This window comes from Pseudomonas sp. IT-P294, assembly GCF_949767865.1.
GTDB lineage: Bacteria > Pseudomonadota > Gammaproteobacteria > Pseudomonadales > Pseudomonadaceae > Aquipseudomonas.
The window spans coordinates 96,076-113,959 of record NZ_CATKQW010000022.1; the positions used below are offsets into that span (position 1 = coordinate 96,076).

Annotated in this window: 17 protein-coding genes; 10 read left to right on the forward strand and 7 right to left on the reverse strand. The window is 59.4% G+C overall.

The features are described from left to right. Window positions 1-78: 78 nt before the first annotated feature. Window positions 79-1,056 carry an NADPH:quinone reductase gene (locus tag ACM6I0_RS15575; RefSeq protein WP_285431465.1) on the forward strand — a complete coding sequence of 326 codons (978 nt, stop codon included), beginning with the start codon at window positions 79-81 and terminating at the stop codon, window positions 1,054-1,056. A 117-nt stretch (window positions 1,057-1,173) separates the two neighbouring features. Here ACM6I0_RS15575 and ACM6I0_RS15580 read toward each other — a convergent pair whose 3' ends face one another. From ACM6I0_RS15580 to ACM6I0_RS15590, 3 genes are all read right to left on the reverse strand, one after another. Then, entirely contained in the window at window positions 1,174-1,731 is a 558-nt protein-coding gene (locus ACM6I0_RS15580) for an L-threonylcarbamoyladenylate synthase (protein ID WP_008155669.1), read from the reverse strand. 54 nt (window positions 1,732-1,785) lie between these two features. After that, window positions 1,786-2,886 carry a DNA-processing protein DprA gene (dprA, locus tag ACM6I0_RS15585; RefSeq protein WP_414922746.1) on the reverse strand — a complete coding sequence of 367 codons (1,101 nt, stop codon included), beginning with the start codon at window positions 2,884-2,886 and terminating at the stop codon, window positions 1,786-1,788. An 80-nt stretch (window positions 2,887-2,966) separates the two neighbouring features. Next, window positions 2,967-3,992, reverse strand: a complete 1,026-nt coding sequence (locus tag ACM6I0_RS15590; RefSeq protein WP_414922747.1) for a LysM peptidoglycan-binding domain-containing protein — start codon at window positions 3,990-3,992, stop codon at window positions 2,967-2,969. Window positions 3,993-4,159: 167 nt separating this feature from the next. On the opposite strand from ACM6I0_RS15590, the gene def reads away from it, so the two are divergent. The 5 genes from def to ACM6I0_RS15615 all read left to right on the forward strand — a co-directional run bounded on the left by def (window position 4,160) and on the right by ACM6I0_RS15615 (window position 8,878). After that, window positions 4,160-4,666, forward strand: coding sequence for a peptide deformylase (def, locus tag ACM6I0_RS15595; RefSeq protein ID WP_285431471.1), 507 nt, complete (start codon window positions 4,160-4,162; stop codon window positions 4,664-4,666). Between the two features lie 57 nt (window positions 4,667-4,723). Next, window positions 4,724-5,683: a methionyl-tRNA formyltransferase gene (fmt, locus tag ACM6I0_RS15600; RefSeq protein ID WP_414922748.1), complete on the forward strand. Its 960-nt coding sequence runs from the start codon at window positions 4,724-4,726 to the stop codon at window positions 5,681-5,683. Continuing rightward, on the forward strand, window positions 5,680-6,990 hold the full coding sequence (gene rsmB, locus ACM6I0_RS15605; protein WP_414922749.1) for a 16S rRNA (cytosine(967)-C(5))-methyltransferase RsmB: 1,311 nt from the start codon (window positions 5,680-5,682) through the stop codon (window positions 6,988-6,990). The genes fmt and rsmB overlap by 4 nt, the downstream gene beginning before the upstream one ends. A 23-nt stretch (window positions 6,991-7,013) precedes the next feature. Then, window positions 7,014-8,387, forward strand: coding sequence for a Trk system potassium transporter TrkA (gene trkA / locus ACM6I0_RS15610; RefSeq protein ID WP_285431476.1), 1,374 nt, complete (start codon window positions 7,014-7,016; stop codon window positions 8,385-8,387). Window positions 8,388-8,563: 176 nt separating this feature from the next. Beyond that, entirely contained in the window at window positions 8,564-8,878 is a 315-nt protein-coding gene (locus tag ACM6I0_RS15615) for a tetratricopeptide repeat protein (RefSeq protein WP_414922750.1), read from the forward strand. Here ACM6I0_RS15615 and ACM6I0_RS15620 read toward each other — a convergent pair whose 3' ends face one another. The 3 genes from ACM6I0_RS15620 to tag all read right to left on the reverse strand — a co-directional run bounded on the left by ACM6I0_RS15620 (window position 8,879) and on the right by tag (window position 10,676). Continuing rightward, window positions 8,879-9,118, reverse strand: a complete 240-nt coding sequence (locus ACM6I0_RS15620) for a PilZ domain-containing protein (RefSeq protein ID WP_414922751.1) — start codon at window positions 9,116-9,118, stop codon at window positions 8,879-8,881. A gap of 72 nt (window positions 9,119-9,190) precedes the next feature. Next, window positions 9,191-10,078 (reverse strand): lysophospholipid acyltransferase, encoded by an 888-nt coding sequence (locus tag ACM6I0_RS15625; protein ID WP_090177553.1) that lies wholly within the window; start codon window positions 10,076-10,078, stop codon window positions 9,191-9,193. A 40-nt stretch (window positions 10,079-10,118) separates the two neighbouring features. Continuing rightward, entirely contained in the window at window positions 10,119-10,676 is a 558-nt protein-coding gene (gene tag, locus ACM6I0_RS15630; RefSeq protein ID WP_285431479.1) for a DNA-3-methyladenine glycosylase I, read from the reverse strand. 81 nt (window positions 10,677-10,757) lie between these two features. Here tag and glyQ point away from each other — a divergent pair, with 81 nt between their 5' ends. The 4 genes from glyQ to ACM6I0_RS15650 all read left to right on the forward strand — a co-directional run bounded on the left by glyQ (window position 10,758) and on the right by ACM6I0_RS15650 (window position 15,168). After that, window positions 10,758-11,711 carry a glycine--tRNA ligase subunit alpha gene (gene glyQ / locus ACM6I0_RS15635; RefSeq protein ID WP_003213601.1) on the forward strand — a complete coding sequence of 318 codons (954 nt, stop codon included), beginning with the start codon at window positions 10,758-10,760 and terminating at the stop codon, window positions 11,709-11,711. Continuing rightward, window positions 11,708-13,762: a glycine--tRNA ligase subunit beta gene (glyS, locus tag ACM6I0_RS15640; RefSeq protein WP_222589153.1), complete on the forward strand. Its 2,055-nt coding sequence runs from the start codon at window positions 11,708-11,710 to the stop codon at window positions 13,760-13,762. The genes glyQ and glyS overlap by 4 nt, the downstream gene beginning before the upstream one ends. A gap of 4 nt (window positions 13,763-13,766) precedes the next feature. Beyond that, on the forward strand, window positions 13,767-14,306 hold the full coding sequence (gmhB, locus tag ACM6I0_RS15645; protein WP_285431484.1) for a D-glycero-beta-D-manno-heptose 1,7-bisphosphate 7-phosphatase: 540 nt from the start codon (window positions 13,767-13,769) through the stop codon (window positions 14,304-14,306). An 82-nt stretch (window positions 14,307-14,388) separates the two neighbouring features. Further along, window positions 14,389-15,168, forward strand: a complete 780-nt coding sequence (locus tag ACM6I0_RS15650) for a lysophospholipid acyltransferase family protein (protein ID WP_285431486.1) — start codon at window positions 14,389-14,391, stop codon at window positions 15,166-15,168. 291 nt (window positions 15,169-15,459) lie between these two features. Here ACM6I0_RS15650 and gyrB read toward each other — a convergent pair whose 3' ends face one another. Continuing rightward, window positions 15,460-17,883 carry a DNA topoisomerase (ATP-hydrolyzing) subunit B gene (gene gyrB, locus ACM6I0_RS15655; protein WP_090177574.1) on the reverse strand — a complete coding sequence of 808 codons (2,424 nt, stop codon included), beginning with the start codon at window positions 17,881-17,883 and terminating at the stop codon, window positions 15,460-15,462. Window position 17,884: the final 1 nt, after the last annotated feature.

Consider the following 17,884-nt stretch of genomic DNA (forward strand, 5'->3'; position numbering starts at 1 on the left):
ATGGGCCTGCCGCAGTTGACGAAGGTCAAGCTTAGGAGTCCGATAGGGAGCTTCGCAAATGACCTAAGGAGAGTTCTGATGGCAAAGCGTATCCAGTTTCGCGCCCATGGCGGCCCCGAAGTGCTCGAGTATGTCGACTATCAACCCGCCGAGCCCGGCCCGCAGCAGGTTCGCGTGGCCAACAAGGCCATCGGCCTGAACTTCATCGATACCTACTACCGCAGTGGTCTCTATTCGCCACCCGCCCTGCCATCGGGCCTGGGTGCGGAAGGCGCGGGCGTGGTCGAGGCAGTGGGCAGCGAAGTCACCCGCTTCAAGATCGGTGATCGTGTGGCGTACGGCAGCGGCCCATTGGGCGCTTATAGCGACGTTCATGTATTGCCCGAGGCCAATCTGGTGCACCTGCCGGATGCCATCAGTTTCGAACAGGCTGCCGGGGTGATGCTCAAAGGCCTGACCGTGCAATACCTGTTGCGTCAGACCTATGAACTCAAGGGCGGTGAAACCATTCTGTTTCACGCAGCGGCCGGCGGTGTCGGTTCGCTGGCGTGCCAATGGGCCAAGGCTCTGGGCGTGAAGCTGATCGGAACGGTCAGCTCGGCGCAGAAAGCGGCGCTGGCAAAGGCCAACGGTGCCTGGGCAACCATCGATTACAGCCATGAAAATGTCGCACAACGCGTACTGGAATTGACTGACGGGAAAAAAGTCCCCGTGGTGTACGACGGCGTAGGCAAGGACACGTGGCTGACGTCACTGGACAGCGTTGCTCCGCGCGGCCTGGTGGTGAGTTTCGGCAATGCGTCGGGAGCGGTCGACGGGGTGAACCTGGGGATTTTGGCGGCGAAAGGATCGTTGTACGTCACCCGGCCGACGCTGGCGACTTACGCCAACAATGCAGAGAACCTGCAGCGCATGGCGGATGAGCTGTTCGAGATGATCATCAGTGGGAAGTTGAAGGTGGACATCAGCCAGAAGTATCCGCTGGCTGAAGCGGCGAAAGCGCAGGCTGAGTTGTCGGCGCGGCGTACGACTGGCTCGACGGTTTTGTTGCCCTGAAGGACGCCATCGCGAGCAGGCTCGCTCCCACATGAGATCTTCAGCGAACACAGATTGGGTGTTCGGCAATGATCCACTGTGGGAGCGAGCCTGCTCGCGATTGGCAGCGCCGCGGTCTTAATCCGGGCGGATGACGTTACCGGTCGCCAGGTCTCGAATCACGCTCGGATTCTTGCGCCCGCCCAGATTCCCACCCAACACGTAATCCACTTGCCCACGGAAATACTGCTCGACGCGAATTCGCGTGCGCGCCGCGGGCTGGCCCTGTGGGTTGGCCGACGTTGAAACCAACGGCCCGACCACTGCACACAAATCCCTCACCAACGGATGATCGCTGACCCGCAGCGCCACCGTTTCATGCACGCCGGTAATCCACTGCGGCAACATATTCTGATGCGGCACCAGCCAGGTGTTCGGCCCAGGCCAGGTGCTGGCCATGCGATCCATCCACAATTCAGGAAAGTCTTCGAAAAGGAAGTCGAACTGGCGAATGTTGTCAGCCACCAGAATCAACCCTTTTTCCACTGACCGACCCTTGATCGCCAGCAGACGATAGACCGCCTCTTCGTCCCACGGGTCGCAACCCAGGCCCCAGACGGCTTCGGTTGGATAGGCAATCACCGCCCCTGCGCGAATGGCTCGTGCGGCTTGTTGCACACGCCAACTGTTGACCATGAAAAACTCTCCGGAATAAGGCTCTGCGCAGTTTACCGATCTTCCTTATAAAACCTAGCTCACCCGTGCAAACCAACGCCCGCTTTCACAGACTGCCCGGCCGTCCATTTCCAGCTCCGTCAACGCCGCCAGCACTTTGGACAAGGCCCAACCGCTGCTGACAGACAATGCTTCACTGGTGTGGGGCGCGGCGTGGAGCAACTTGAGCAACGGGTGCGCCACCGCCGGAGTGTCTGTGGATAACGGCAACCGTTGCCAGCCGCGTAGCGCTTCAAGGATATGTTCAATAGTTTCCACCAACACCGCGCCGTCGCGGATCAATTGATGACAGCCCTTGGCGCCAGGATGATGGATCGATCCCGGAATCGCGTAGACCTCGCGACCCTGTTCCGCCGCCAGTCTCGCGGTAATCAACGAACCGCTCGCAATACTGGCCTCGACCACCAGCACACCCAGGGATAAACCGCTGATGATCCGGTTGCGCCGAGGGAAGTTGCTGGCGCTAGGGCCGGCGTCCAGCGGGAACTCGGAAAGCACCGCGCTACCCGATGCAATCATGGCGTCCGCCAGCCGTCGATTGCGCTGTGGATAAAACTTTTCAAGTCCCGTGCCAAGTACACCGACCGTTCGCCCGCCCACGTCCAAAGCGGCCTGATGCGCGGCGGCATCGATGCCCAGCGCCAGACCACTGGTAATGACGAAACCGGCACTGGCCAGACTGCGCGAAAACGCCGTGGCAGTGTCCATGCCCGGTCGTGATGCGCGACGACTGCCGACCATCGCCAGCTGCGGAATTTCCAGAATCCCCGGATCGCCCGCCACAAACAACAGCGGCGGAGCATCGCTGATCTGTGCCAGCAGCGCCGGGTAGTCAGGCTGGTCCCACATCAGTAAATGCTGGCCCGAACGCTCTAGCCAGGCCAATGCGTGGCTCGCGCCATCGCGTACTTCCTGGGCTCGTCGCGCATCGGCGCAGGCCAGCGGCAAGCCCAACGAGCGCCAGGCGCTGGCTGGTGCGCTGATGGCTTTGGAGGCCGATCCAAACGCTTCGAGCAATTTGCGAAAGCGCGCAGGACCGATTTCCGGCAAGCGATGCAGGCGTAAACGAGCTTCCAGTTCCGAAGGGGAAACCGGTGTGACGGCAGACAGCGACATGGATCATCCTTGATCGTTATGAGCCCCGTTCAAACGGGAATAAGCTGTGGATAACTCTGTTGGTAACTTGTGGAGCAGGCCTACGGATTTCGCACCTTGTCCATGACGGCCAAGGAGCGCGACGCGTTGAGCACCAAACCGTAACTAAGCTTGTCGTAGGTGCGGAAAACCATGAGCAATCCCGCACGCTCATCAGGAATTTTCAACGGTTGACCGGTGATCCGGTCACGCACGGTTTCACCGGTTTTCATCACCACCAGCACGTTGCCTTCGACCAGACCATCGCGCTGGCCTTTGTTCAACGTGACAACATCCAGGGCACCAATCTGGGTGACCCCGCGCGGCACATCGATAATCAACCCGTTGACCGGTGTCTTGGGCGCACTGGGCATGAAGGTCGAGTTGATGGATCGCTCTTCCCCACTGAACAAACGGTCACCCAGTCGAACCTCCTGAGTCGTGCGTTGCAGCGCCAGGGTGGCGACATCACCCTCGGTGGCGACAATCTCACCGCCGCCGATGTCGTCGGCGTTGATCCCCAGAAACTCTTTGCTGTCGGGATCGGTATAGACCTTGCCCTGACGGAAGATGCCGTAGACCGGCTGGTTCGGATCGAAATGGCCGCGAGCGAAGATGCGATCGCCGGTGCCGCTGAGCACGCGTTCGGCATCTCCGGCAACAATGTAGGGCGCCTTGTCGAAGTCCTCGACCTTGTCGACGATGCGGTTGCTCAACAAGAAACTGTTGATCGATTTCAACGGAATGCTCGGGATCGAGTCAGCCACCGGCGCACTGCGCACCCGAGGAGAGAGCTTGATGGTGCCCCGGGAAGCGCCACGATTGAGGGTCAGGCGCGGCTGGCCATTGACGTAGACCAGCGACAACGAATCGCCGGGATAGATGAGATTGGGGTTTTCGATCTGCGGGTTGGCCTGCCACAGCTCCGGCCATTTCCATGGCTCTCGCAGAAATTTTCCTGAAATGTCCCAGAGTGTGTCCCCCGCGACCACCGTATATTGCGCTGGAAAACCTTCCTTGAGTTGCACCTGCCCGTGCGCCAAACCGGCCGAGGCCAGAAGGAGCAAGGCGAGTAGTGATTTCCTCATGCGGTGAATCCCTTTATTATGTGCGTTCGCGTGAAACGCCAGAGCCCTCGTGGCTCGCTCATCTATTCTGAAAAGAACAGGGAGCTACGCTTCACAACGGTAGCCGGCATCTTCGGACCCGCCAGGCCATCGCCCGACTTTACCTCACACGTGCAGCAATTAAGCTTATGGCCATTTTAGACATCCTCGAATTCCCCGACTCGCGCCTGCGCACGATCGCCAAACCGGTGACCGTAGTGGACGACGAAGTGCGTCAGTTGGTCGATGATATGTTTGAAACAATGTATGAAGCGCCAGGCATCGGCCTCGCCGCGACCCAGGTCAACGTGCACAAACGTATCGTCGTGATGGACCTCTCCGAAGACCGCAGCGAACCGCGGGTGTTCATCAACCCCGAGTTCGAAGCGCTGACCGACGAGATGGAGCAATACCAGGAAGGCTGCCTCTCGGTGCCGGGTTTCTACGAAAACGTCGACCGTCCGCAGAAGGTCAAGGTCAAGGCCCTGGATCGCGACGGCCAGCCTTACGAAATGATCGCCGAAGGCCTGCTCGCGGTGTGCATCCAGCATGAATGCGACCACCTGAATGGCAAATTGTTCGTCGACTACCTGTCCAACCTCAAACGCGACCGAATCAAGAAGAAACTGGAAAAGCTCCATCGCCAGAACGCTTGATGCCCTCCTTTCAAAGGCTTGCCGCGGCAAGCCTTTTTCTTTTCAGAGATTGCTCCCATGACTGAGCCACTGCGCATCGTCTTTGCCGGCACCCCGGAATTCGCCGCCGAACACCTCAAGGCCCTGCTCGACAGCCCTTACGAGATCGTCGCGGTCTACACCCAGCCGGATCGTCCGGCAGGTCGCGGGCAAAAACTGATGCCGAGCCCGGTCAAGCAACTCGCGCTGGAAAACAACATCCCGGTGTTGCAACCGCCCACCCTGCGCAACGAAGACGCCCAGGCCGAACTGGCTGCGCTCAAGCCGGACTTGCTGGTGGTGGTCGCCTACGGCCTGATCCTGCCGCAAGCGGTGCTGGATATTCCGCGCCTGGGTTGCATCAACAGTCATGCCTCGTTGCTGCCGCGCTGGCGCGGTGCGGCGCCGATCCAGCGCGCCGTCGAAGCGGGCGATAGCGAAAGCGGCGTGACCGTGATGCGCATGGAACTGGGCCTGGACACCGGGCCGATGCTGCTCAAAGTCACCACGCCGATCACCGCTGAAGACACCGGCGGCAGCCTCCACGACCGTCTGGCCGAAATGGGCCCACCGGCGGTGATTCAGGCGATTGCCGGGCTCGCCGCCGGCACGCTGAAAGGCGAAGTGCAGGACGACAGTCTTGCCACCTACGCGCACAAATTGAACAAGGACGAAGCACGCATCGATTGGAGCCGCCCGGCGGTTGAGCTGGAGCGTCTGGTCCGTGCCTTCAACCCATGGCCGATCACTCACAGCACGCTCAATGGCGAAGCCCTGAAAATGCTGGCCGCGAGCGTGGCCGAAGGGCAGGGCGCACCGGGGGAAATCCTCAGCGCCAGCAAGGACGGCTTGATCGTCGCCTGCGGGGAGCACGCCTTGTGCCTGACCCGTTTGCAATTGCCTGGCGGCAAGGCGCTGAACTTCAGCGACTTGTTCAACAGCCGTCGTGAGAAATTCGCCGTCGGCACCCAGCTCGGCCAAGTGGCGGACGCTCAATGAATCCGCGTCTGGCCGCCGCCAAGGCACTGGCTGCTGTTCTCAACGGTAAGGCATCCCTCAACAGTTCGCTGCCCACACAAATGGACAAGGTTGAAGACCGTGATCGCGGCTTCACCCAGGACCTGGCATTCGGCACCGCGCGCTGGCAACCGCGTTTGTCGGCGCTGGCGGCCAAGTTGCTGCAGAAGCCGTTCAAGGCGGCGGACGCTGATGTCGAGGCGTTGCTGCTGGTCGGTCTCTACCAATTGCTCTACACCCGCGTTCCGGCCCACGCCGCCATCGGCGAAACCGTGGGCTGCGCCGACAAGCTGAAAAAACCGTGGGCCAAGGCGTTGCTCAATGCCGTGCTGCGCCGCGCCCAGCGTGAAAGCGAAGCGCTGCTGGCCGAACTGGAACATGATCCGGTGGTGCGCACCGCTCATCCGCGCTGGCTGCAGAAATCCCTGAAGGCATTCTGGCCTGAACAGTGGGAAGCCATTTGCGCGGCGAACAATGCGCATCCGCCGATGATTCTGCGGGTCAACCGTCGCCATCATTCTCGCGATGCTTATCTCGGCTTGCTCGCGCAAGCCGGTATCGCCGCCACGCCGTGCATTTACAGCCAGGACGGCATCATCCTCGAAGCAGCGGCCGACGTGCGCAGCTTGCCCGGCTTCGCCGAAGGCTGGATCAGTGTGCAGGACGAAGCGGCACAACTGGCCGCCGACCTGCTCGACCTGGCGCCAGGCCAACGGGTGCTGGACGCCTGCTGCGCGCCGGGCGGCAAAACCTGCCACATTCTTGAAGCCGAGCCAAAACTGGCGGGCGTCGTGGCGGTGGACCTGGAAGCCAAGCGTCTGGTGCGAGTGCGCGAAAACCTTGCGCGCCTTGGCCTGAGCGCCGAACTGATCGCCGCCGATGGCCGCGACACCGCCACCTGGTGGGACGGCAAACCGTTTCAACGCATCTTGCTGGACGCGCCGTGCTCGGCCACCGGCGTGATCCGTCGTCACCCGGACATCAAGCTGACACGCCAACCCGACGACATCGCCGCATTGGCAGTGCTGCAAGGCGAGTTGCTCGATGCCCTGTGGATAACGCTGGAAGTCGGTGGGATTCTGCTTTACGCCACCTGCTCCACGCTGCCGACCGAGAACACCGAGGTCATCGAAGCGTTCCTCGCTCGCACGCCGGGTGCCCGTGAGCTGGACCTCGCCACGACGGCCGGCATCAAGCAGCCGCACGGTCGACAGTTGCTGGCACAGGAAGGTGGTCACGACGGTTTCTACTACGCCAAGCTGATCAAGATCGCCGCCGCGCGCGGTTAACCGGATTTCAAGGGAGTGACTGGATGAAAATCATCATCCTCGGCGCAGGGCAGGTCGGCGGTTCGCTGGCGGAACACTTGGCCAGCGAGGCCAACGACATCACGGTGGTAGACACCGATGGCGAACGCCTGCGTGACCTCGGCGATCGGCTGGACATCCGCACTGTGCAGGGCCGCGGCTCATTGCCGACGGTGCTGCGCCAGGCCGGCGCGGACGACGCTGACATGCTGGTGGCGGTGACCAACAGCGACGAAACCAATATGGTCGCCTGTCAGGTCGCCCACACCCTGTTCCACACTCCGACCAAAATTGCCCGGGTCCGCGAAGCGGCGTACCTCACGCGATCCGAGTTGTTCGATAACGACGCGATTCCGGTGGACGTGCTGATCAGCCCGGAGCAAGTGGTCACCAACTACATCAAGCGCCTGATCCAGCATCCGGGCGCCTTGCAGGTGATCGACTTCGCCGAAGGCAAAGCGCAATTGGTGGCCGTGAAGGCTTACTACGGCGGCCCGCTGGTGGGTCAGCAACTGCGTCAGTTACGCGAGCACATGCCAAACGTTGAAACCCGTGTTGCGGCCATTTTTCGTCGTGATCGGCCGATTTTGCCTCAGGGCGATACCGTCATCGAGGCCGACGACGAAGTGTTTTTCATCGCCGCCAAAGCGAATATTCGCGCGGTGATGAGCGAAATGCGCCGTCTGGATGAAACGTACAAGCGTATCGTCATTGCCGGCGGTGGGCAGATCGGTGAGCGTCTGGCCGAGGCGATCGAAAGTCGCTACCAGGTCAAGATCATCGAGATGAACCCGGCACGCTGCCGCCATCTCTCGGACACCCTCGACAGCACCGTGGTGTTGCAGGGCAGCGCCTCCGACCGCGACTTGCTGATGGAAGAGAACATTGCCGACGCTGACATCTTCTTGGCCCTGACCAACGATGACGAAGCCAACATCATGTCTTCGCTGCTGGCCAAGCGCCTCGGCGCGAAGAAGGTGATGACGATCATCAACAACCCGGCGTACGTTGATTTGATTCAGGGCGGCGACATCGATATTGCCATCAGCCCGCAACTGGCGACCATCGGCACTTTGCTGGCCCACGTGCGCCGCGGCGATATCGTCAGCGTGCACTCACTGCGCCGCGGCGCGGCGGAGGCCATCGAGGCGATTGCCCATGGTGACGCGAAGTCGAGCAAGGTGATTGGCAAGGCCATCGAGAACATCGGCTTGCCGCCGGGTACAACGATTGGCGCGATCATTCGTGATGAAGAAGTGATCATTGCCCACGACGACACAGTGATCGAAACGGGCGACCATGTGATTCTGTTCCTTGTGGATAAGAAGCATATTCGGGATGTGGAAAAGCTGTTCCATGTGGGGCTGAGCTTCTTCTGATCCGTATTTTGTGGTGACCGAACCGGCCTCTTCGCGGGCAAGCCCGCTCCCACAGGAATCTCGGCCCTACGCAAGAGAGTGTTCACTGCATAACCCTGTGGGAGCGGGCTTGCCCGCGAAAGCGATCTCAAGAACACACAGGCATCCCTGAAAAACCTCAACAAGGAGTCCCCTCCATGATTGAATCCCTGGAAAAAATGCTCGCCAAGGGTGTGGATAACTCATTGCTGCGCTTCGGCCTGGGCAAGGGTTACCTGGATCTGGGGGAAAACGCCAAGGCGGCCGAGCATTTCCAGCGTTGCGTCGAATTCGATCCGAAGTATTCGGCGGCCTGGAAACTATTGGGCAAGGCTCATCTGGCACTCGCGGACGTTGCGGCCGCGCGTCAGGCATGGGAACGAGGTCTGGAAGCTGCCCGTGCCCATGGCGACAAGCAAGCAGAGAAAGAGATGACGGTATTTCTGAAAAAGCTTGAACGCCAGTCGCACTGATCAGAGATAGCGCAAACCTATGCCATCGGCATCGACCAGCACCACTTCCATGCGCACCCGCGGAGCACCTGTGGGTAAGTCCTGCACTTGACCATAAACCACTGCGCCTCGGGACAACGACGACAAGCGCGCATGCTTGACGTAGACGCCTGTATCCGAAAGATTGCGGGTCTGGCCAAGGCATTCGCCAAAACTTTCGTGAGTGATCTTGATGCGAAACGATTTGCGAAGTTCGGACATCTTTTGCGCCCTTGAATGAACGGTTGTGGATAACCCTGGCCCCAAGGTTATCCACAGATCATGCCAATCGAGTCAATACCAGCGCTCTTCGCCTGGCGGACGTTTCTTGAAGCGCTTCATGCTCCACATGTATTGGCTTGGATAAGCCCGTACATAACGCTCCACGACCTGGCTCATGGCGGCGCAGGAGGTCTCGGTATCCGTGCTGTACATGGCTTCTGGGGCGGCTTCGAGGATCACTTTGTAACCGGAACCGTCCGGCAACCGCAGCGCATGCAGGAACACACCGACGGCTTTACCGCCAGCGAGCATGTTCGGCACGAATTTACTGGTCAGCGCCTGCGTGGCGAAGAACGGTACAAAGATCCCGGCGGATTCAGCCGGTTCCGGGTCAGCCGGAATGCCGACTGCACCACCTTTGCGCACTTCCTTGATAACGCTGAGGATGCCTTCCTTGGTCGAAGCAGCCACCCGGTTGCCCAACTGGACACGCTGCTTGCGCAGCAAATCATCCACCGCCTTAAGCTTGGGCGGACGATAGAAGATGATCGGTTTGCACTGGCTGCAATAGAAGTGGTTCAACACTTCCCAGTTGCCCAGGTGGCTGGTGATGCCAACGACACCTTTGCCAGAGGCAAGCGCGTCTTTCAACACGTCGAGGCCTTCGACTTCGCGCACCAGGTCGATGGAGCGCTGGGCCGGCCAGATCCACGCACAGGCGCTTTCGGTCAACGACTTGCCAATGTCTTTCAGGCTTTGGCCCACCAGACGCTCACGCTCGGCCGGGTCCATCTCGGGAAAGCACTTGGAAAGGTTGATCCGCACCACGTCGCGGGAACGGTTGGGGGTTTTCCACATGACCCAGCCAATGGCCGAGCCCACGGCTTGCACTGCCCGCCAGGGAAGCAGGGCAAACAGCCGCAGAGCGCCTACCAGCAAGGCGCCTTTAAACTTATCCACAGGTCACTCCTGATCTTGTGCTGTGCGCGAGGCGGCTATTCTAACCGCCGTTGGCGAGCTGAGCGTAGCGGTCGCAGTCTTGCGTGTGATCCATGACCATGCCCGAGGCTTGCATCAGCGCGTAGCAAATCGTCGGGCCGACGAAGGTGAAGCCGGCCTTTTTCAAGCCTTTGCTCATCTCCACGGCGACTGGCGTGATCGCCGGCACTTCGGTGCGATCCTTGAAATGATTGATCACAGGCGTGCCGCCAACGAAAGACCAGAGAAACTCCACCGGGTCTTCCAGCGTCAGCCAGGCCTGGGCGTTGCGCCGGGCGGCGTTGAGTTTCAGGCGATTGCGGATGATGCCTGGATCGAGCATCAATTCATCGATTTCCGCATCACTCATCTGCGCCACACGCTGGACGTCGAAGCCGAACAACACCTCGCGATAACGCTCACGTTTACGCAGCACGGTGATCCATGAGAGGCCTGCCTGGAACCCTTCGAGCAAAAGCAACTCGAACAATCCCTGCGCATCGCGTAGCGGCGCGCCCCACTCCTGGTCGTGATAAGCCATGTACAGCGGATCTTCGGAACACCAAAAGCAGCGTGGCATAAGGCTCCAGGGGGCGTGCGCAGCAATGAATCGGGTATACTCCCGCTCTTTAAATCGCAGCCCAAGAAACAGGTGAATTTCGTGAGCCAGCCTACGCCAGCCGTGCGTACCTTCCAAGACTTGATCCTCGCCCTCCAGCAATACTGGGCCGAGCAAGGTTGCGTGGTACTTCAGCCCTACGATATGGAAGTAGGCGCCGGTACTTTCCACACTGCCACGTTTCTGCGCGCCATCGGCCCGGAAACCTGGAACGCCGCTTATGTGCAGCCCAGTCGTCGCCCGACTGACGGCCGCTACGGCGAAAACCCGAACCGTCTGCAGCATTACTACCAGTTTCAGGTTGTCCTGAAGCCGAACCCGGACAATTTCCAGGAACTGTACCTGGGCTCCCTCAAGCACGTTGGCCTGGACCCGTTGGTCCACGACATTCGCTTCGTTGAAGACAACTGGGAATCGCCGACACTGGGCGCCTGGGGTCTGGGCTGGGAAGTCTGGCTCAACGGCATGGAAGTGACGCAGTTCACTTACTTCCAGCAAGCGGGCGGCATCGAGTGCTACCCGGTGACCGGCGAGATCACTTACGGCCTGGAACGTCTGGCGATGTACCTGCAAGGCGTGGACTCGGTCTACGACCTGGTCTGGGCGGACGGTCCGTTCGGCAAAGTGACCTACGGCGACGTGTTCCACCAGAACGAAGTGGAGCAGTCGACCTACAACTTCGAACACGCCAACGTCGAAAAGCTGTTCGAACTGTTCGATTTCTACGAAAGCGAAGCCAAGCGCCTGATCGAACTCGACCAGCCGCTGCCATTGCCGAGCTACGAAATGGTGTTGAAGGCGTCCCATACCTTCAACCTGCTGGATGCGCGCCGGGCGATCTCGGTGACCGCGCGTCAGCAATACATCCTGCGTGTGCGCACCCTGGCGCGTTCCGTTGCGCAAGCCTACCTGCTGGCTCGCGCCAAGCTGGGCTTCCCGATGGCGACCCCGGACCTGCGTGATGAAGTACTGGCCAAGCTGGAGGCTGCACAATGAGTGCTCAAGATTTTCTGGTTGAACTGGGCACCGAAGAACTGCCACCCAAAGCCCTGAACACCCTGGCCGACGCGTTCCTGGCCGGTATCGACAAGGGCTTGCAGGCCGCCGGCCTGAACTACGAGACCAAAACCGTCTACGCCGCGCCCCGTCGTCTGGCTGTACTGATCACTTCTCTGGCCACCCATCAGCCGGATCGCAGCATCAACCTCGACGGCCCGCCACGTCAGGCCGCGTTCGACGCCGAAGGCAACCCGACTCAAGCGGCACTGGGTTTTGCCAAGAAGTGCGGCGTCGACCTGAGCGAAATCGATCAGAGCGGCCCGAAACTGCGCTACAGCCAAAGCATCGCCGGCAAGCCGACCGCGAGCTTGCTGCCGACCATCGTCGAAGATTCCCTGAACGACCTGCCGATTCCCAAGCGCATGCGCTGGGGTGCTCGCAAGGAAGAATTCGTTCGCCCAACCCAATGGCTGGTGATGTTGCTCGGTGACCAGGTCATCGACTGCACCATCCTCGCCCAGAAGGCTGGCCGTGATTCCCGTGGTCACCGCTTCCATCACCCGGAAAGCGTGCGCATCACTTCGCCGGCCAACTACCTGGCCGATCTGCGCGGCGCTTACGTGCTGGCCGATGCCAACGAGCGTCGCGCGCTGATCAGCAAGCGCACCGAAGAGCTGGCGACGATGCAGGAAGGTACTGCAATCGTGCCACCAGCCTTGCTTGACGAAGTGACTGCGCTGGTTGAGTGGCCGGTGCCGCTGGTGTGCTCGTTCGAGGAGCGTTTCCTCGACGTGCCGCAAGAAGCCCTGATCACCACCATGCAGGACAACCAGAAGTATTTCTGCCTGCTGGATGCCGACGGCAAGTTGCTGCCACGTTTCATTACCGTGGCCAACATCGAAAGCAAAGACCCGCAGCAGATCATCGCCGGTAACGAGAAAGTGGTTCGTCCGCGCCTGACCGACGCCGAGTTCTTCTTCAAGCAAGACAAGAAGCAGAAACTCGAAGACTTCAACCTGCGCCTGCAGAACGTGGTGTTCCAGGAAAAACTCGGCAGCGTCTATGACAAGGCCGAGCGTGTTTCCAAACTGGCCGCGTTCATCGCGCAACGCATTGGCGGCAACGCAGCCTGGGCTTCCCGTGCCGGCCTGCTGTCCAAGTGCGACCTGGCCACCGAGATGGTCGGTGAGTTCCCGGAGATGCAAGGCGTCGCCGGTTACTACTACGCCCTCAACGACGGCGAGCCGGAAGATGTCGCCCTGGCACTGAACGAGCAGTACATGCCGCGTGGTGCCGGCGCTGAACTGCCGACCACCCTGACCGGGGCGGCCGTGGCCATCGCCGACAAGCTCGACACCCTGGTCGGGATTTTCGGCATCGGCATGTTGCCAACCGGCAGCAAAGACCCGTATGCCTTGCGCCGTGCCGCGCTCGGCGTGTTGCGCATCCTGATCGACAAGAAGCTCGACCTCGACCTCAACGATGCCGTGGCGTTTGCCGTGAATGCGTTCGGTACCAAGGTGAAGGCTGCCGGTCTGAATGACGCGGTGCTGGAGTTCATCTTCGATCGTCTACGTGCCCGTTATGAAGACGAAGGCGTGGACGTCGGCACTTACCTGTCGGTACGTGCCCTGAAACCGGGTTCGGCGCTGGACTTCGACCAACGCGTACAAGCGGTAGAAGCGTTCCGCAAATTGCCGGAAGCCGCTGCCCTGGCCGCGGTGAACAAGCGCGTATCGAACTTGCTGAGCAAGGTCGAAGGCTCTGTTCCGTCGGTCGTGGAAGCCAAGTACTTCGACAATGCCAACGAGTTCTCCCTGTACTCGGCGATCCAGCAGGCTGACCAGGCTGTACAGCCGATGGCCGCTGCGCGTCAGTACCGTGAATCGCTGGCGCGTCTGGCTGCCTTGCGCGAGCCGGTGGATGCGTTCTTCGAGGCCGTGATGGTCAACGCTGAAGATGCCAAGGTCCGCGCCAACCGCTATGCATTGCTGGCGCGTCTGCGTGGGCTGTTCCTCGGCGTCGCCGACATTTCGATGCTGGGCTGAGGAATTGCTGTTGAAACTGCTGATTCTCGATCGGGACGGGGTGATCAATTACGACTCCGACGCTTACATCAAGTCGGTGGAGGAGTGGATTCCGCTCCCGGGCTCGATCGAGGCGATTGCGCAGTTGAGCAAGGCCGGCTGGACGGTGGCGGTGGCTACCAACCAGTCGGGCATTGCGCGCGGTTATTACGACATCGCCACCCTGGACGCCATGCACGAGCGCCTTCGCTCGCTGGTGGCGGAGCAGGGCGGTGAAGTCGGGCTGATCGTCTATTGCCCGCACGGGCCGGACGACGGCTGCGATTGCCGCAAGCCAAAACCGGGGATGTTGAAAACCATCGCCACGCATTACAACGTTTCGCTGACAAATCTATGGTTCGTTGGCGACACGCTCGGTGACCTGGAAGCCGCCAAAGCCGTCGATTCTCAACCAGTTTTAGTAAAGACCGGGAAAGGCGAAAAGACTTTGGGCAAGACCCTGCCGGTGGGCACCTTGATTTTTGACGATCTTGCGGCGATTGCCGCAGAACTTATCCACAATTAGAGTGCTTTCGAATTTCCTGACCAGGGATTGATCGGGAGTGCACTTTATATAGACGGGCAGAGCCCGCACGGTAAATGTCGCCATGTCGATACTGCAGGCCATCAGAACCTTCCTCTTTTACCTGCTGCTGGGCACCAGCTCCTTGCTTTGGTGCAGCCTGAGCTTTTTTATCGCGCCCTTTCTGCCGTTCAAGGCGCGTTATCGCTTTATCAATGTTTATTGGTGCCGTTGCGCCTTATGGCTGAGCAAAGTCTTTCTGGGCATCAGCTACGAAGTGAAGGGCGCCGAGAACGTGCCAGACCAGCCCTGCGTGATTCAGTCGAACCACCAGAGCACCTGGGAGACGTTCTTCCTATCGGCCTACTTCGAGCCGTTGAGCCAGGTGCTGAAGCGTGAACTGCTCTATGTTCCGTTCTTCGGTTGGGCCATGGCCATGCTGCGTCCTATTGCCATCGATCGCGACAATCCAAAAGCGGCGCTCAAGCATGTGGCGAAGAGGGGCGACGAATTGCTCAAGGATGGCGTTTGGGTGCTGATTTTCCCGGAAGGGACGCGCGTTCCCTTTGGCACCATCGGCAAGTTCTCTCGCGGAGGCACCGCGTTGGCGGTCAACGCGGCACTTCCAGTGCTGCCGATTGCACACAATGCCGGCAAATTCTGGCCGAAAACCGGTTGGGCAAAGAAGCAAGGCGTGATCACCGTGATCATTGGCGCACCGATGTATGCCGAGGGTAGCGGGCCGCGCGCCATTGCCGATCTGAACGACCGTGTGCAGCACTGGAACGAACAGATGCAACGGGAGATGGGTTCGCTACCAGCAGCCCCGGCAGCGCCCTCTGCCAACGATCAGGTCGCCGTCTGAGATTCTGTGGATAACCTGTGTACCGTTTTTCCAAGAAGCGGCTTATTTATATCGTAAGCATATGATTTATATGTATATTTCTTAAACTGATAAAATTCCGAAAAAGGTGCATAAGTTTTTTTCGGGCGCAAAAAAACCGGCTGATATAGCCGGTTTTTTTATGCTCGAAATTACTGTGTTTCAGTGCCTGAACAATGGCTGTGTCAGGCTGTTAACGGGGGTGGCCAAGATCCAATAAAAAAGGCCAACGCTGAGCGTTGGCCTTTTGGGTTTGGCAGGATTTCTGCTGAATCAGAAGTCCAGGTTGGAAACCGCCAAGGCGTTGCTTTCGATGAAGTCACGACGAGGTTCGACCGCATCACCCATCAGGGTGTTGAAGATCTGGTCTGCGCCAATGGCATCTTCGATGGTCACTTTGAGCATCCGGCGCTGGCTAGGGTCCATGGTGGTTTCCCACAGCTGATCCGGGTTCATCTCGCCCAGACCTTTGTATCGCTGGATGGTGTGACGCTTGGTGCTTTCAGCCATCAGCCATTCAAGGGCTTCCTTGAACTCGGTGACCGGCTTCTTGCGCTCGCCACGCTGGATGTACGCGCCGTCGTCCAGCAAGGTGCTCAATTGAGCGCCGAGCGATACCACGGTTTTGTAGTCATTGCTGCCGAAGAAGTCGCGGTTGAAGGTGACGTAGTTCGACAGGCCATGCGAGATCAACTCGACCTCTGGCAGCCAGACGTTACGTTCACGGTCTTCACGCAGACTGGCTTTGTACACCAGGCCGGACTTCTCAACAGTTCGCAGACGAACTTCGTACTGAGCCAGCCAATCCTGCATCGCTGCGTGATCGGACAGTTGCTCCATGCTCACTGCAGGCAGGTAGATGAAGTGTTCGGTCAGTTCCTGTGGGTACAGGCGCGAAAGACGCTTGAGGGTCTTCATCACCAGACGGAAGTCATTCACCAGGCGCTCGAGGGCAGGGCCGGAAATGCCCGGTGCTTCCTCGTTCAGGTGCAGGCTCGCGTCTTCCAGGGCCGACTGCGTCATGTACTCTTCCATGGCATCGTCGTCTTTGATGTATTGCTCTTGCTTGCCCTTCTTAACCTTGTACAGCGGTGGCTGGGCGATGTAGATGTAGCCACGCTCGATCAGCTCAGGCAACTGACGGAAGAAGAAGGTCAGCAGCAGGGTACGGATGTGCGAACCGTCGACGTCAGCATCGGTCATGATGATGATGTTGTGATAACGCAGCTTCGCAATGTTGTACTCGTCGCGACCAATGCCACAGCCGAGCGCGGTGATCAAGGTGCCCACTTCTTGCGAAGAGATCATCTTGTCGAATCGCGCCTTTTCAACGTTCAGGATCTTGCCTTTGAGCGGCAGGATGGCCTGGGTTTTACGGTTACGACCCTGCTTGGCGGAGCCGCCAGCAGAGTCACCTTCCACGAGGTACAGTTCGGAGAGGGCAGGGTCCTTTTCCTGGCAGTCAGCCAGTTTGCCCGGCAGGCCGGCAATATCCAGCGCGCCTTTACGACGGGTCATCTCACGGGCTTTACGCGCCGCTTCCCGCGCACGAGCAGCATCGATCATCTTGCCGACGACGAGCTTGGCTTCGTTCGGGTTTTCCAGCAGGAAGTCGGAGAAGTACTTGCCCATTTCCTGTTCGACGGCGGTCTTCACTTCGGAAGAAACCAGCTTGTCTTTGGTCTGGGAGCTGAACTTCGGATCCGGGACTTTCACCGAAATGATCGCGGTCAAGCCTTCGCGGGCATCGTCACCGGTGGTGGCGACCTTGTGCTTCTTCGCCAGACCTTCCGCTTCGATGTAGGTGTTCAGGTTACGCGTCAGTGCGGAACGGAAACCCACCAAGTGAGTACCGCCATCGCGCTGTGGAATGTTGTTGGTGAAGCACAACAGGTTCTCGTTGAAGCTGTCGTTCCACTGCAGAGCGATTTCCACGCCGATGCCGTCTTCACGCTGAATGTTGAAGTGGAACACCTGGTTGACCGGAGTCTTGTTGGTGTTCAGGTATTCAACGAACGCACGCAGACCGCCTTCGTATTTGAACAGCTCTTCCTTGCCGCTGCGCTCGTCCTTGAGGACGATGCCGACACCGGAGTTGAGGAAGGACAGTTCGCGGATCCGCTTGGCCAGGATGTCCCAGCTGAAATGGATATTCTTGAAGGTCAGGTCGGATGGTTTGAAGTGAATCTGGGTACCGGTGGTTTCGCTCTCGCCGACGATCTTCATTGGCTCTTTCGGAACACCGTGGATGTAGGTCTGTTCCCAGATCTTTCCACTGCGGCGAACGGTCAGGACCAGCTCTTCGGACAGGGCGTTAACAACCGAAACACCTACACCGTGCAGACCGCCAGAAACCTTGTACGAGTTATCGTCGAACTTACCGCCGGCGTGCAGTACGGTCATGATGACCTCAGCTGCCGAGACGCCTTCTTCTTTGTGCACGTCTACCGGGATGCCACGACCGTTGTCGCGAACGGTGATGGATTCGTCCGGGTGGATAATGATGCTGATGTCGTCGCAGTGGCCAGCGAGCGCTTCATCGATGGAGTTGTCGACTACCTCGAAGACCATGTGGTGCAGACCGCTACCATCGTCGGTGTCACCAATGTACATACCGGGACGTTTGCGTACGGCATCCAGGCCTTTCAGCACTTTAATGCTCGTTGAGTCGTAGGTATTCGTATTTTCTTCGCTCAAT